The sequence below is a fragment of the Leucobacter sp. Ag1 genome (assembly GCF_000980875.1).
GTDB lineage: Bacteria > Actinomycetota > Actinomycetes > Actinomycetales > Microbacteriaceae > Leucobacter > Leucobacter iarius.
This window is the reverse complement of sequence record NZ_LAYO01000107.1, coordinates 52699-67167: the sequence shown is the minus strand read 5'-3', so window position 1 is coordinate 67167 and position 14469 is coordinate 52699. Positions and strand designations below refer to the sequence as shown.

The 14469-nt window shown below is 71.7% G+C and carries 13 protein-coding genes; 11 read left to right on the top strand and 2 right to left on the bottom strand.

Annotation, left to right across the window (positions count from 1 at the left end; all coding sequences use genetic code 11):
* The first annotated feature begins 110 nt into the window (after window positions 1-110).
* Together XM48_RS13555 and mshC are read left to right on the top strand one after the other, a co-directional pair.
* A complete protein-coding gene (locus tag XM48_RS13555) occupies window positions 111-1001 on the top strand; it encodes an undecaprenyl-diphosphate phosphatase (RefSeq protein WP_046456369.1) in 891 nt (296 codons plus the stop codon).
* Complete coding sequence (gene mshC, locus XM48_RS13550; protein WP_046456368.1) at window positions 998-2236, top strand: cysteine--1-D-myo-inosityl 2-amino-2-deoxy-alpha-D-glucopyranoside ligase; 1239 nt, start codon at window positions 998-1000, stop codon at window positions 2234-2236. The genes XM48_RS13555 and mshC overlap by 4 nt, the downstream gene beginning before the upstream one ends.
* Here the strand turns inward: mshC and XM48_RS13545 are convergent.
* Complete coding sequence (locus XM48_RS13545; RefSeq protein WP_046456367.1) at window positions 2226-3143, bottom strand: PAC2 family protein; 918 nt, start codon at window positions 3141-3143, stop codon at window positions 2226-2228. The two genes, mshC and XM48_RS13545, sit on opposite strands and share 11 nt — an antisense overlap.
* Before the next feature lie 99 nt (window positions 3144-3242).
* Here XM48_RS13545 and XM48_RS13540 point away from each other — a divergent pair, with 99 nt between their 5' ends.
* The 8 genes from XM48_RS13540 (at window position 3243) to lnt (ending at window position 12923) form a co-directional block, all read left to right on the top strand.
* The gene (locus tag XM48_RS13540; RefSeq protein WP_046456366.1) at window positions 3243-3989 is read left to right on the top strand and encodes an HAD family phosphatase; all 747 of its coding nucleotides are present in this window, start codon (window positions 3243-3245) and stop codon (window positions 3987-3989) included.
* The gene (locus XM48_RS13535) at window positions 3986-5086 is read left to right on the top strand and encodes a tRNA (adenine-N1)-methyltransferase (RefSeq protein ID WP_046456365.1); all 1101 of its coding nucleotides are present in this window, start codon (window positions 3986-3988) and stop codon (window positions 5084-5086) included. Before XM48_RS13540 ends, XM48_RS13535 begins: the two co-directional genes overlap by 4 nt.
* Window positions 5087-5159: 73 nt before the next feature.
* A complete protein-coding gene (locus XM48_RS13530) occupies window positions 5160-6092 on the top strand; it encodes a hypothetical protein (RefSeq protein ID WP_046456364.1) in 933 nt (310 codons plus the stop codon).
* A gap of 3 nt (window positions 6093-6095) precedes the next feature.
* Window positions 6096-7166, top strand: a complete 1071-nt coding sequence (locus XM48_RS13525) for a YafY family protein (RefSeq protein ID WP_046456363.1) — start codon at window positions 6096-6098, stop codon at window positions 7164-7166.
* Window positions 7166-8152: a YafY family protein gene (locus XM48_RS13520; protein ID WP_046456362.1), complete on the top strand. Its 987-nt coding sequence runs from the start codon at window positions 7166-7168 to the stop codon at window positions 8150-8152. Before XM48_RS13525 ends, XM48_RS13520 begins: the two co-directional genes overlap by 1 nt.
* Before the next feature lie 51 nt (window positions 8153-8203).
* Complete coding sequence (gene tatC / locus XM48_RS13515; protein WP_046456361.1) at window positions 8204-8977, top strand: Sec-independent protein translocase TatC; 774 nt, start codon at window positions 8204-8206, stop codon at window positions 8975-8977.
* On the top strand, window positions 8974-11247 hold the full coding sequence (locus XM48_RS13510; protein WP_046456360.1) for an RNA helicase: 2274 nt from the start codon (window positions 8974-8976) through the stop codon (window positions 11245-11247). The genes tatC and XM48_RS13510 overlap by 4 nt, the downstream gene beginning before the upstream one ends.
* Window positions 11248-11252: 5 nt before the next feature.
* Window positions 11253-12923 (top strand): apolipoprotein N-acyltransferase, encoded by a 1671-nt coding sequence (gene lnt, locus XM48_RS13505; RefSeq protein ID WP_046456359.1) that lies wholly within the window; start codon window positions 11253-11255, stop codon window positions 12921-12923.
* Between the two features lie 24 nt (window positions 12924-12947).
* Here lnt and XM48_RS13500 read toward each other — a convergent pair whose 3' ends face one another.
* Window positions 12948-13307, bottom strand: a complete 360-nt coding sequence (locus XM48_RS13500; RefSeq protein WP_046456358.1) for an RNA polymerase-binding protein RbpA — start codon at window positions 13305-13307, stop codon at window positions 12948-12950.
* 191 nt (window positions 13308-13498) lie between these two features.
* On the opposite strand from XM48_RS13500, the gene XM48_RS13495 reads away from it, so the two are divergent.
* Entirely contained in the window at window positions 13499-14263 is a 765-nt protein-coding gene (locus tag XM48_RS13495) for an SDR family oxidoreductase (protein WP_046456357.1), read from the top strand.
* Window positions 14264-14469: the final 206 nt, after the last annotated feature.

The window sequence follows — 14469 nt, the reverse complement described above, 5'->3', positions numbered from 1 at the left end:
GGCGCACCGTGGCGCGCTGGGAATCTTGAGAGAACCGACCCACCCGTCGTACTAGGGTGGACGCTGGTCCGTGCTGGGGCGCGGACCTTCCTGCGCCAGAAAGGGCGGTCATGGACTTCATTCAGGCGATCCTGCTCGGGATCATCCAGGGGCTCACCGAGTTCCTCCCGATCTCCTCGAGCGCGCACCTGCGCATCGCGAGCGAGCTCATGGGCATCGGCGACGCCGGTGCGGCGTTCACCGCCATCACCCAGCTCGGGACCGAGGCGGCGGTCATCGTCTTCTTCTGGAAGGACATCGTCCGGATCATCGGGCGCTGGTTCCGTTCGCTCGCGGGCCGCACCGTGCCCCGCAACGACCCCGACGCCCTCATGGGCTGGTGGATCATCCTCGGCTCGATCCCGATCGTCGTGCTCGGCCTGCTCTTCCAGGACCAGATCGACACGACCTTCCGATCGCTCTGGGTGGTCGCGACGATGCTCATCGTCTTCGGCATCCTGCTCGGCATCGCCGATCGCGTGGGCAAGCGCGTGCACACGCTCGATCAGCTCGGCTGGAAGCACGGCCTCATCTTCGGTCTCGCCCAGGCGCTCGCGCTGATCCCCGGCGTCTCCCGCTCGGGCGGCACCATCACCGCGGGCCTCCTCATGGGCTACAAGCGCGAGGCCGCGGCCCGCTACTCGTTCCTGCTCGCGATCCCCGCCGTCTTCGGCTCGGGCTTCTACAAGCTGTTCAAGGCGCTGAAGGAGCCGGCAGGCGAGACCCCGATGGGCATGACGCTCATCGCGACGGTCATCGCGTTCGTGGTCGCGATCTTCGTGATCGGCCTGTTCATGCGCTACATCTCGAAGGGCAGCTTCCTGCCCTTCGTGATCTACCGCGTGCTGCTCGGCGTCGTCCTCATGGTGCTGCTCGCCACCGGCGTGCTCGCGGCCGACGCGGGTTCCGCGAACGCGGCGGGCCAGATCGCGCAGACCGCGGCGGTCGGAGCCGCGCTGTGAGGACCTGGACCAGACCCGAGCTGCCCGAGCTGCCCGGCGAAGGCACCGCGCCGCGCGTCTTCAACACGGCCACCGGCCGCCTCGAGCACCCGCCCATCGAGGGCGGACGCGCGACCCTCTACGTGTGCGGCATCACCCCGTACGACGCCACGCACCTCGGCCATGCGGCCACCTACCTCGCGTTCGACCTGCTGCAGCGGTCCTGGATCGACGCCGGCATCGAGGCCGTCTACGCGCAGAACATCACCGACGTGGACGACCCGCTGCTCGAGCGCGCGAACGCGACGGGCGTCGACTGGCGCGAACTCGCTGAGTCGCAGGTCGCGCTCTTCCGCTCCGACATGCACCGCCTCGGCATGCTGCCGCCCGAGCACTTCGTCGCCGTCACGGAGTGCATCGACGAGATCGCCGATGCCGTGCAGCGATTGCGCGAGCGCGGTCTCGCCTACACGGTGCCGAGCCCGGACGCCACCGGCGAGGATCTCTACTTCGATACGGCTGCGGCCTCCGAGCAGACCCAGTGGCGGCTCGGCGACGTCGCCCCCTACGATCGCGAGCTCATGTCGCTCCTCAGCGCCGAGCGGGGCGGGGACCCCGACCGCGCCGGCAAGCGCGACCCGCTCGACCCGCTGCTCTGGCGCGCGGCCCGCGAGGGCGAGCCGAGCTGGGGTACGGTGCTGGGGCTGGGGCGCCCGGGCTGGCACATCGAGTGCGCCGTGATCGCGGCCCGCGCTCTCGGCAACGCGTTCACGGTGCAGGGCGGCGGCGAGGACCTGGTGTTCCCGCACCACGAGTTCACCGCCGCGCACGCCACGGCGCTCTCGGGCACCCCGCTCGCGCACGCCTACTGCCACGTCGGTCTGGTCTCGTACAAGGGCCACAAGATGTCGAAGTCGAGGGGCAACCTCGTGTTCGTCTCGAAGCTGCTCGACGGTGGCGCCGATCCCTCGGCGATCCGCCTCGGGATCCTCGCGCACCACTACCGCTCCGAGTGGGAGTGGCACGACGCCGACCTCGAGGTCGCCGCGCGCCGTCTCGCCGCATGGCGGGCGGGTCTCGAACGCACCGGCGAGGAGCCCGCGGCGACCGTGCTGCAGCGCCTGCGCGCCGCGCTGGCCAACGACCTCGACACCCCGGTCATGCTGGCGACGCTCGACGCCGCGTTCGACGGCGGGGTCGACGAGCCGCAGCTGCTCGCCGATGCGGCGGAGGCGCTGCTCGGCGTCAAGCTGTAGGGGGCGTCCCGCCCTCGTCGTCCGGCTCGTCGTCGCGCAGGAACTTCTCGAACTCGTACGCGAGCGCGTCGCCCGTGGCCTCGGGCGACGCGCTCGCGTCCCGGGCCTCCTCCAGACGGCGGATGTAGCTCGCCATGTCCTCGTCGTCGGCGGCGATGCGGTTGATGCTCGCCTCCCAGTCGTTCGACTCGGTGAGCAGCTCGCCCCGGGGGATCACGACGTCGAGCAGCTCCTCGAGTTTGTCGAGGATCGCCAGCGTCGCCTTGGGCGAGGGCACGCTGTGGACGTAGTGCGGCACCTGCGCCCAGAGCGACACCGAGCTGATGCCCGCGTCAGCGAGCGCGAACGCGAGGATCGACGCGATGCCGACCGGTCCCTCGTAGTCGCTGCGCTGCGCACCGGTGCGGGCGCGCTGATCGGGGTCGTCGCTCGAGAGCGAGACCGCGATGGGGCGGGAGTGCGGGGCGTCCGAGAACATCGCGCCGAGCAGGATCACGGTGTCGATGCCCCAGGCCTCGATCACGTCGACGACCTCGTCGGCGAACGAGGTCCAGTCGCGCGCGGGCTCGACGCCCGCGAGCAGGAACAGGTCGGTGACGGGGGTGCCGTCGATCCGGTGCACGGTCTCGGTCGCGGGGTCCTTCGGTTCGCCCGGGCGCTGCACCGTGCCGTAGAGCCGGGTCTCGGGCCACTCGAGCACGCGGTGCCCCTGATCGTCGAACCGCACCCGAGGGCGATGCACCTGGAAGTCGACGAAGCCGTCGGCGCCGATCGTGTGCAGCACCTCCGCGCCGATCAGTTCTCCGATGTGCTGCAGCGCCGTGGTGGTGGCCGAGCCGGCGTCGCTCCAGCCCTCGAAGGCGGCGATGAGCACCCGAGCGGGGTCGGGATGCGGCTGTCGGGTCACGGGGCTGGGCTCCTTCGCGTCGGTGCCGGGGGAGGCGGCTGGCCCGGGATCGGGATGCCAACCAGGATAGTCCCCGGTCGCTCGATAGACTGGGCGGCGATGAATACCGCGCAACCAGCTGCCGTGCTGTGGGACATGGACGGCACCATCATCGATTCCGAACCGCTCTGGATCGTCGCGGAGGACGCGATGCTCTCCCGATACGGGGTCGAGCTCGATTCCGAACTGCGCGAGCAGCTCATCGGCTCCGGCCTCTGGGACGCCGCCGAGCTGTTCCGCGCGCGCGGCGTCGACCTCAGCGCCGACGAGATCGTGGCGGAACTGGCCGGCGAGGTGCAGACGCAGCTCGCCGCGGGGGAGCCGGCCTGGCGCCCCGGCGCGGTCGAGCTGCTCGCCGAGCTCCGCGAGGCCGGTGTACCGTGCGCCCTCGTGACGATGTCGATCCGCTCGCTCGCCGACCAGGTCGCCGAGCTGCTGCCCCCGGGCACCTTCGGCGCCGTCGTCGCGGGCGACGAGGTCGCGCACGAGAAGCCGCACCCCGACCCCTATCTGCGCGGCGCCGCGGCGCTCGGCGTGCCCATCGAGGCGTGCCTGGCGTTCGAGGACTCGCCGACGGGGCTCCGCTCCGCCGCGGCATCCGGCGCCGTCGCGATCGGCCTGCCGCACCTCGTCGAGCTGGGCGACGCGCCCGCGCACGCGCTGTGGGCCTCGCTCGAGGGCGCGGACGTCGCGGCCGTGGCGCGCGCATTCACCGAACTCCGCGGGACCGCTCCCGGTCCCCGAACCATCACCGAGCCCGCGGCCCGCGAAGCGCTCGTGTCCGACCCGAAGGGAAGCCGCGCATGAGCCGCGACGACGAACGCTCCGAGACCGAGAACGCCAGCCCGGCGCTGAGCGGCCCGTTCCGCTACGGTGATCGCGTGCAGCTGACCGGACCGAAGGGGCGCCTGAACACGATCACGCTCATCGACGGCGGCGAGTTCCACAGCCACCGCGGCATGATCCGCCACTCCGAGCTGGTCGGGCTGCCCGACGGCTCGGTGCTGCGCAACAGCAACGACGAGGAGTACCTGGCACTGCGCCCGCTGCTCTCCGACTTCGTCATGTCGATGCCGCGCGGGGCCGCGATCGTCTACCCGAAGGACGCGGCGCAGATCCTGTCGCTCGCCGACATCTTCCCCGGCGCACGCGTCGTCGAGGCCGGCGTCGGCTCCGGCGCGCTGTCGCTGCACCTGCTGCGCGGCATCGGCAGCGAGGGCCGCCTGTTCTCGTTCGAGCGGCGCGACGAGTTCGCCGAGATCGCGAGCTCGAACATCGAGGCGTTCAGCGGATCCGTTCCCGACAACTGGTCGGTGACCGTGGGCGATCTGCAGGAGGTGCTGCCCGCGACCTGCGAGGCCGGGAGCATCGACCGGGTCGTGCTCGACATGCTCGCCCCCTGGGAGTGCGTCGGCGTCGCCGCTGAGGCGCTGAAGCCCGGCGGCGTGATCATCTGCTACGTCGCGACCGTGACCCAGCTGTCGCGCGTGGCCGAGGAGCTGCGCCGCAGCGGCCTCTACACGCACCCGCAGGCCTCCGAGACGATGGTGCGCGGCTGGCACGTCGAGGGGCTCGCCGTGCGCCCCGACCACCGCATGGTCGCGCACACGGGCTTCCTCATCACCGCGCGCCGGCTCGCGCCGGGCACGCAGCTGCCCCAGCTCAAGCGTCGCGCGTCGAAGGGCGAGTTCACCGACGAGGACATGGCGGCGTGGATGCCCGATCTCGTCGAGGGCGGCGAGAGCGAGTGGACCCCCGAATCGATCGGTCAGTGGAGCAAGAGCGACAAGGTGCTCCGCAAGAAGGCGCGCGAGGCGCAGAAGCTCGCCGCGCAGCGGGCGAGCGGGTCCGAGGACCCCGCTGCCGGTGCTGCGGCCGAGGACGGCGCGCCCACCGCCGAGTGATCGGCTGACAGTATCCGAAGCCCCGCACCGGATAGGATGACGGGGTTCGACAGAAACGCTTCGAGAGGTCTCCATGCGCCGTCACATCCTTCCCGCCACCGCTGCGCTGGCGCTGCTGCTCGTCGGTGCGACCACCGGGTGCAGCTCCGCGCTGCAGCTCGACCGCACCGACTGCGGCCCGGCGCTCCACGAGGGGTCGCTGAGCAACAGCGTCAAGGTCGAGGGCAAGGCCGGTTCGGTCCCGAAGGTGACCGTGCCGAAGGGCGTCTCGATCGACGACTCGCAGCGCACCATCGCGTCGCACACGGGCGACTCGACCACCGTCGCCCGCGACGGCGCGCTGCTCTCGATCAACATGCAGGCGATCGACGCCGAGACCGGCCAGACGGTGCACCAGAGCCAGCGCATGGGCACCGAGAACCCGAGCGAGTTCGTGCTGCTGAAGAAGGGGAGCGGCATTCCGGCGCTCACCGACGGCCTCCGCTGCACCGCCCCGGGCGACCGCGTCGTGGTCGCGATGGAGCCGAAGGAGAGCGCGCAGCTGCTCGAGCAGTCGGGCGCCAAGTCCGGCGGTTCGGTCGTGTTCATCGTCGACGTGCTCGCGGTGCGCAACACCGGCAACGTCGCGTCGCCCGGCACGCTGCCCTCGGGATTCCCCGCGGTGACCAACCTCGACTCGGGCCGTCCCGGCATCGTGCTGCCCCCGCAGGCCGCACCGAAGTCGACCAAGGTCGCCACCCGCATCGAAGGCGACGGCCTGCGCGTGACCGCCGACAACAACGTGATCGCCCAGGTGCTCACCGTCGACTGGGACGGCCAGGAGCAGAACAACACCTGGACCACCGGCCCCGTCGGCCTCGGCAACGAGGCGCAGATGAGCCAGTCGGGCGTGACCTTCCGCAAGGAGCTCACTGGGCTGCGCGTCGGGTCCCAGGTCGTCATCATGGAGCCCCAGGCGAGCGGCAAGGCCACGGTCAGCGTGGTCGACATCCTCGCTGCAGGGTAGGTCGTGGCCGCAGCAGCATCGCAGCGTTCGGGCGCGCCCCGCTCGTCGGTCCCCGGCGAGCAGCGCGTCTTCAGCCTCGTGCTCGCGCTCGTCGCGAGCCCGCAGGGCGCGACCAAGCGCGAGCTGCTGTCGAGCGTCTACGGCTACGCCGACCGCTACCAGCACGGTGAGCGCTCCGACGCGCTCGAGCGGCAGTTCGAGCGCGACAAGGATCAGCTGCGCGCCATCGGGATCCCGATCGACACGATCGACTCCCCGGAGGAGCCCGGCAACACCCAGCTCACGCGCTACCGCATCTCGAAGGAGCTGCTCCAGGTGCCGCGCGATCTGCGGTTCTCGGAGCGCGAGCTGACCCTGCTGCGCCTCGCCGCGATGGCCTGGCGCGAGGGGAGCCTCACCGCCGAGTCCCGGCGCGCCGCGATGAAGCTGGAATCGCTCGGCGCGGGCCTCGACGTGCAGCACCTCGGGGTCTCCCTGCGTCTCGGCATCCCCGAGCCGGCGGCCCCGGCGTTGCAGAGCGCCATCGACGCGGGCCGGGTGGTGGGCTTCGACTACCAGCTGCCGCACCGCGATGCTCCGCTCGGACGCCGCGTCGCGCCGCTGCGACTGCACCGGGCCGATGGGCGGTGGCACCTCATCGCGCACGACCTGGACCGCGACGACGAGCGCGTGTTCCTGCTCTCCCGCATCGTCGGCGGTGTGCGCACCGAGCGCGAGTCCTTCGATCCCGCGCTGCGCGATCGGGTCGACGCCGAGATCGAGGAGCTGCTGCGGCTCGAGCGCGTGCAGCGCGCGACCCTCGAGGTGCGCCGCGGCAGCGTGGCGGAGGCCCGTCTCAGCCCGCGCGCCGCATCGCACGAGGACGCGGTCGAGCCCGGGTGCGAGGAGACCGTGCGCCTCGAGCTCGGCACCCTCGACTACCGCGCCTTCGCCGAAGAGCTCGCGGCGTTCGGTGCCGACGTCGCGGTCGTGGAACCGCCCGAGCTGCGCAGCGCGGTGATCGCCGAACTGCGCGGGATCGCCGGGCGGCACACGGTGCCCGCGGCCGGCTCCGCAGAACGGGGGACCGACTGATGCGCAGCCAGCTCCAGACGCCCGACCGCGTGGTGCTCCTGCTCGCGCTCGTGCCCTATCTGCGCGAGCACGGGCCGACGCCCGTCGCCGAACTCGCCGAGACCTTCGACGTCGAGCCCGCGCTGCTGCGCAAGCTCGTCCGCTTCCTCGGCACCGCCGGCGTTCCCGGCGAGACGCAGAGCTACCAGCACGAGGACCTGTTCGACATCGATTGGACCGCCCTCGAAGACGAGGACCTGGTGAGCCTCACGCACGTCGTCGCCGTCGACGACACGCCCCGGTTCTCGGCGGCGGAGCGCGCGGCGCTCATCGCCGGTCTGCAGATGCTGACCGGCATGCTGCCGGCCGAGGAGCGCGAGCGCGCCGAGCGGACCGCGGCGAAACTCGCCGGTGCGTTCGGCGACACCGCTCCGCCGAGCGCGCTCTCGGTCACCGCGGATCCCCAGGACGCGCGCATCCCGCTGCTCGTCGGCGCGATCGGCAACGGGCATCGGGTGGCCTTCGCCTACCGCGATGCGCGGGGCAGCGAGAGTGCGCGCTCCGTCGAACCGCTGCAGCTGCGGCAGTCCTCGGGCGCCTGGTACCTGCGGGCTTTCTGCCTGGAGCGCGGCGAGGAGCGCACGTTCCGCATCGACCGCATGCGCGATCTGCGGGAGCTCGACGAGGACGCCAGCCGGACCGCCTCGGCGACGCCTCGCCCGCGGCCCTTCGCGGGCGCCGCATCGAGCCCCGCCGCGCAGCGCGGCCGGATCCGCGTGCGCGTCGACGCCGCACCGCGCCTCGCCGATTTCGGGCTCGAGACCGGCCCGGTCGGCGACGACGGCTGGGCCGACGCAACGGTCGACCTCTGGTACCCCGGCACCGCCGTGGCCCTCGTGCAGGCGGCGCCCGGCGCGGTCGAGATCGTCTCGCCCGAGAGCGCCCGCGCCGCCGTGCGCGCCTGGGCGGAGCAGGCTCTCGGACTCTACGACGACGAGCGGGATTAGACTGTCGTGGTGCCCGTGAAGACCCGCCGCAAACGCAATCCCGAGGGGCGTATGAGCCTCGGCGACCACCTCGTCGAGTTCCGCAAGCGGCTCATGATCGCCGGTATCGCGATCGTGCTCGGCATGGTCGTGGGCTGGTTCCTCTCCGACTACGTCTGGGACATGCTGCGAGGCCCGATCGAGCGGATCGCTCGCGAGGGGCGCAATGCCCAGCTCGCCTACCAGGACGTCTCGGGTGCGTTCGACCTGAAGCTGCAGATCGCCTTCTTCATCGCGATCATCATCTCCTCGCCGGTCTGGCTCTACCAGATCTGGGCGTTCCTCGCCCCGGGCCTCACCGGGAAGGAGCGTCGCTGGGGCGTCGCGTTCATCGGCACCGCGGTCCCGCTCTTCCTGCTGGGAGCGCTTGCCGGTTGGTACATCTTCCCGAACATCGTGCACCTGCTCACGAGCTTCGCGCCGCCCGAGGACGCGCAGTTCATGGACCCGCGCAAGTACCTCGACTTCGTGATCAAGCTCATGCTCGCCATCGGCGTCGGCTTCGTGCTCCCGGTCTTCCTCGTGCTCCTCAACTTCATCGGCGTGCTGCGCGGGCGATCGATCATCAAGAGCTGGCGGGTCGCGATCCTCTGCATCCTGATCTTCACGGCACTCGCGACGCCCGCCGCCGATGTGATGAGCATGTTCCTGCTCGCGATTCCGATGATCGTCCTCTACATGGGTGCTGCGCTCATCGCCGTGCTCCACGACCGGCGCGTCGACAAGCGGCGCGCCGCGGAGTTCGCCGAATACGGCCTCGACGAACCGAACGGCGGAACCGCGTGAGCGAATCGATCCCGAGCGCGGAGACGCCGGCGCAGCCCGAATCGTTACCCGCGCTCGACGCGTTCGCCGCGTCGCTCGGCTTCCCCCTCGACGGCTTCCAGCGCACCGCGTGCGAGCGGCTCGAATCGGGCCGCAGCGTGCTCGTCGCGGCGCCGACGGGCTCGGGCAAGACCACCGTCGCCGAGTTCGCCGTCGCCCTCGCCCGGCGGGAGCGCGACGCGCGCATCTTCTACACCGCCCCCATCAAGGCGCTCTCGAACCAGAAGTTCCGCGAGCTCTGCGACGCCTACGGCGAGGATCAGGTCGGCCTGCTGACGGGCGACGTGAACCTGCGCGGCGATGCGCCCATCGTGGTCATGACGACCGAGGTGCTGCGCAACATGATCTACGCCGAGTCGGCGGCGCTGACGGAGCTCGCCTTCGTCGTGCTCGACGAGGTGCACTACCTCGGCGATCGCTTCCGCGGCGCGGTCTGGGAGGAGATCATCCTGCACCTGCCGCGGCACGTGCGCCTGGTCTCGCTCTCCGCGACGGTGTCCAACGCCGAGGAGTTCGGCGACTGGATGCACGCCGTGCGGGGCGACACGGACGTGATCCTCTCGGAGCACCGCCCGGTGCCGCTCTACCAGCACGTCCTCACGACCCGGGCGCTCATGCCGCTGCTCGTCGATCGCGACGGTGAGCTCGCCGCGCGCGGCCGGCTCAACCCCGAGCTGCTGCGGCTCGACGGCGGCCGCCCGGGCGGCCGCGGACGCGAGCGGAGCCGAGGCCGACCGCCGCAGCGGCGCTCGCCCCGGATCTCGCGCGGCGACATCGCCCGCGCGCTCGACGAGACGGGACTGCTGCCCGGCATCGTCTTCATCTTCAGCCGCAACGGCTGCGACCAGGCGGTCCGGCAGTGCCTGTTCGAGGGCATCCGGCTCACGACGCGCGAGGAGCGCGACGAGATCCGGCGCATCGTGGATCGCGAACTCGACGGGCTCGATCCCGAAGACCTCCGCGTGCTCGGCGTCAGCGAGTGGCGCTCCGCGCTTGAGCGCGGGGTCGCGGCGCACCACGCCGGCCTGCTCCCCGTCTTCAAATCGATCGTCGAGAAGCTGTTCCAATCCCGCCTCGTCAAGCTCGTGTTCGCGACGGAGACGCTCGCGCTCGGCATCAACATGCCGGCCCGCTCGGTCGTGATCGAGCGGCTCGACAAGTACAACGGCGAGCAGCGCGTGCCGCTGACCTCGGGGGAGTACACGCAGCTGACCGGCCGCGCCGGCCGCCGCGGCATCGACGTCGAGGGGCACGCGGTCGTCGTCTGGAACGACGGCACCGACCTCGAAGCGGTCGCGCACCTGGCATCGACGCGATCGTTCCCGGTGAAGTCGAGCTTCCGTCCGACGCCGAACATGGCCGTGAACCTGCTGCAGCGCATGAGCTTCGAGCGGGCGCGCGAGACGCTCGAGCTCTCGTTCGCCCAGTTCCAGGCCGACCGCGCCGTGGTCGACGACGCGCGCGAGCTCCGCGCCGAGCAGGATTCGCTCGCCGGCTACGACGCCGCCGCGAAGCGAGCCCACGGCAAGGATCGCGTCCGCTGGGAAGAACGCGCCCGCAAGCTGCGCCGTGAGATCGAGCGGGGCCGCCGCCGCATCACCGCGCGGACGGGCACGATCGCCCGCACCTTCGACCGCGTGGTCGACATGCTCGCCGAGCTCGAGTACCTGGCGCCGGAATCCGCGCAGAGCGACGATCTGGTCGTGACCGACTGGGGCACGATCCTGTGCCGGATCTACGGCGACCGGGACCTGCTCGTCGCCGAGTGCCTGCGACGCGATGCCTGGCGCGGTCTCGACGCCTCGGGCGTCGTGGCGATGTGCTGCGCGCTGAGCTATGAGCCCCGGCGCGACGACGAGCCCGAGGGGCGCCTGCCCTCCGGAGCGTTCCGCGGCGCGTTCGAGCGCACGATCCAGCTCTGGGAGGAGCTGGACGAGCTCGCCGAGCGCAACCGGCTTCCGCGCACCGCGCAGCCGCACGCCGGCCTCGCCTGGTCGATGTTCGCCTGGGCGAACGGGCAGTCCCTCACCCGCATCCTGGAAGACGGGATGATGAGCGCGGGCGACTTCGTGCGCTGGGCGAAGCAGACCATCGACCTGCTCGATCAGGTGGCGCAGGCCGCCGAATCGGAAGCCGGAGCGGCTGCGGGCCTCACCGAGCTGGGCGCGCTCGCGCGCGAGGGCAAGAAGCGGATCCGGCGCGGCATCGTCGAAGCGTCGAGCACGTCGTGAGGATCATGATCGGCGCGGGCGCCGCGGTGCGCCTGCGCTTCTGGGCCGCGATCCCGCTCGCCGCGCTCGGCGGCTGGCTGCTCGGCTTCGCCACCCCGCAGCTCGCCTGGTGGCCGATGCTGTTCGTCGGCGTGGCGTTCGTGCTCGCATCCCTCTGGCGGCAGCGGCTCGGCGTCGCCGCCTTGGCCGGTGCCGCAGCGGGGGCCGGGTTCTGGTTCCCCGTGCTCTCCTGGCTCACCCTCTATCTCGGTCCGGTGCCGTGGCTCGGCCTCGGGGTCGTGATGGCGGCCTGGTACCTGCTCATGGGCCTCGCGATCGCGGCCGCCACGCGCGGGCTCGCGCTGCTGCCCGCGCGCCCCTGGCTGCGCATCACCGTCGTCGCGCTGGCCGTCGCCGGGCTCTGGACGCTGCGCGAGCAGCTGCAGGGCTTCGTGCCGTACGGCGGGTTCCCGTGGGGGCGCCTCGCGCACTTCGTCGCGGAGACGCCGCTCGCCTCGCTCGTGTCCTGGCTCGGATTCTCGGGGCTCAGCGCGGTCATCGCGCTGGCCTGCGCGGTGCCGGTCGCGGTGCTGTTCGAACGGCTCGGCGCGAAGCGCGCGAGCGCGGAGGCGTCGGAGACCCCGGAACGCGAGTCTGCGCCCGCGGGTCTCGTCTCCCGCGCCCGGGTCGTCGCGATCCCGACCGCGTTCGCCGTGCTCGGGACCGCGCTCGCGCTCGCCCTCCTCGCCGTCGTGCCCGTGGCGCCGGTCGAGCGGACGGGATCGCTGCGCGTCGTCGCCGTGCAGGGGAACGCGAAGGCCGGGATCTTCGACGACCGCGAGTCCGGCGACGTGCTGCGCGCCCACCTGGACGCCACCCAGCAGGTCGTCGACCGCCTGCGCGCCGAGGGCGAGCGCGTCGACGTGATCGTCTGGCCCGAGAACAGCGCCGAGTTCAACCTGCCGCGCAATCCGCTCGCCGAGGTGCAGATCGCCGCGCTCGCACGCGAGGCCGGGGCGCCCATCGTGCTCGGCTCGGTGCTGCAGGATCCGGACGGCAGCTACACCAACAGCTCGCTCGTGTGGACGGGGGAGGGCGACGCCGGCGTCCGCTACGACAAGATGCACCCCGTGCCCTTCGCGGAGTACATGCCGAACCGGGAGTTCTTCCGCGCCCTCGCCCCCGACCTCGTCGACCTCGTGCAGCTCGACTACCGGACGGGTACGCGGTCGCCCGCGATCGAGGTGCCCGTCGGCGAGACCGCCGAGCGGATCCGCGCGGGGATCGCGATCTGCTTCGACATCATCTTCGACGACCAGGCGGAGCGCATGGTCGACGACGGCGCGCAGGTCATCTTCGCGCAGACCAACAACGCCGACTTCGGCCGTACCGCCGAGAGCGCGCAGCAGCTGCAGATCGCGCGGCTGCGCGCGATCGAGACGGGACGCGCGGTCGTCAACATCTCCACGGTGGGCACCAGCGCGATCGTCGCGCCCGACGGCCGCGACCTCGCGCGGCTGGAACCCTTCACCGCGGATGCGATGGTCGCCGACGTGCCGCTCACGCGCGGCGAGACGCCCGCGATCCGCTTCGGCGCCTGGATCTGCGGCGCCTGGATCGCGCTGGGCGCGGCCGGCCTCGTCGGAGGCTCGGCGCTGAGCATCCTCGCGCGTCGCCGTGCGCGCGACGGGGCGTAGCGGCCCCGATCTGCCGGGCGGCGGCTACGCGCCGCCGGCGCGCCGCGAGCGCAGCAGTTCGAGCCGCTCCTCGAGCAGCACCTCGAGCTCCTCGCGCGTGCGCCGCTCGAGCAGCATGTCCCAGTGGGTCCGCTGCGACGAGCCCTTCTCCTCGAACTCGGCGCGGGCGGCACGGCCGGCCTCGTCGTCGAGGAACCCCACCTCGCCGCTGCGCTGATCGGCCCATTCCGCGGGTGGTTCCGCGTCCGCGTCGAACATGACCGTGAATCGGGTGCCCTTGTCGGTGAGGTACTCGATCCGCTGGCGTGGAGCCAGCTCGATCCCCTCCTCGCCCTGCAGGCTCGTCGAACCGATCCTCGCTCCGCGGAGTGTGCGCTCGGCCATGGGATCCTCCCCTCGTGCGGGGACCCCGGCTGTTCGAGGCCCCGTCGATCGTGTCTCCTCGGTTGCAGAGTACATGCCGTGCCTTGGCGGCGATAGAGTCTCGCCGGATTCGCTCGTATCCCGGCCGCGCGGGCGGCTTCGACTACAGTGGAAACCTCATCACCGCCCCGTTTCCCACGCAAGGAGCACCCGTGTCACAGCCACTCGAACCGCAGAGCCTCACCGGACGCCGAGCCCTGGTGACGGGATCGTCGCGGGGCGTCGGCGCCGACACCGTCCGCTACTTCGCAGAAGCCGGCGCCGACGTCGTCATCAACTTCCGCAACAAGGCGCCGCGCGCCGAGAAGCTGGCGGGCGAGCTCCGCGAGCTGGGCGTCCGCGCGCTCGTGCAGGGCGCCGATCTGACCGACGCGTCGTCGGTGGATCAGCTCATGGTCGCCGTGCGCGAGGAGTTCGGCGGACTCGACATCCTCGTGCTCAACGCCTCGGGCGGCATGGAGAGCGGCATGGCGGAGGACTACGCGCTGCAGCTCAACCGCGACGCGCAGCTCCGCGTGCTCGACGCCGCGCTGCCGCTGCTGGGCGAGGGATCCCGCGTGGTGTTCGTGACCAGCCACCAGGCGCACTTCATCAACACCACGCCGACCATGCCCGAGTACGAGCCGGTCGCCCGCTCGAAGCGCGCCGGCGAGGACGCGCTGCGCGAGCGGATCCCGGCGCTCGCCGAGCGCGGCATCGAGTTCGTCGTGGTCTCCGGCGACATGATCGAGGGCACCGTCACGGCCACCCTCCTCAACCGTCTGAACCCGGGCGCGATCGAGGAGCGCCGCGAGCAGGCGGGCAAGCTCTACAATGTGGCCGAGTTCGCCGCAGAGGTCGCCCTCGCCGCGGTCGAGCAGGTTCCCGCCGACCACACCCGCCTCGTCGGCGACACCTCGAGCTTCGGCGGCGAGTAGTCTCCGCGCAGCGCGAACCGAAACGGCCGCGCGGTCCCGTCGATGACGGGACCGCGCGGCCGTTCCGTTTTCCGGCGTGTCGTGGGAGGATTCCCGCACCGAAGATCTCGCGCGCCGACGGGGGGCATCGCTTCGCGAAGCTGCGGCCCAGATCATATATTTTCGCAGAAATCACGGTCGTGCTTCGAGTGTGACCGCGTGTTGCG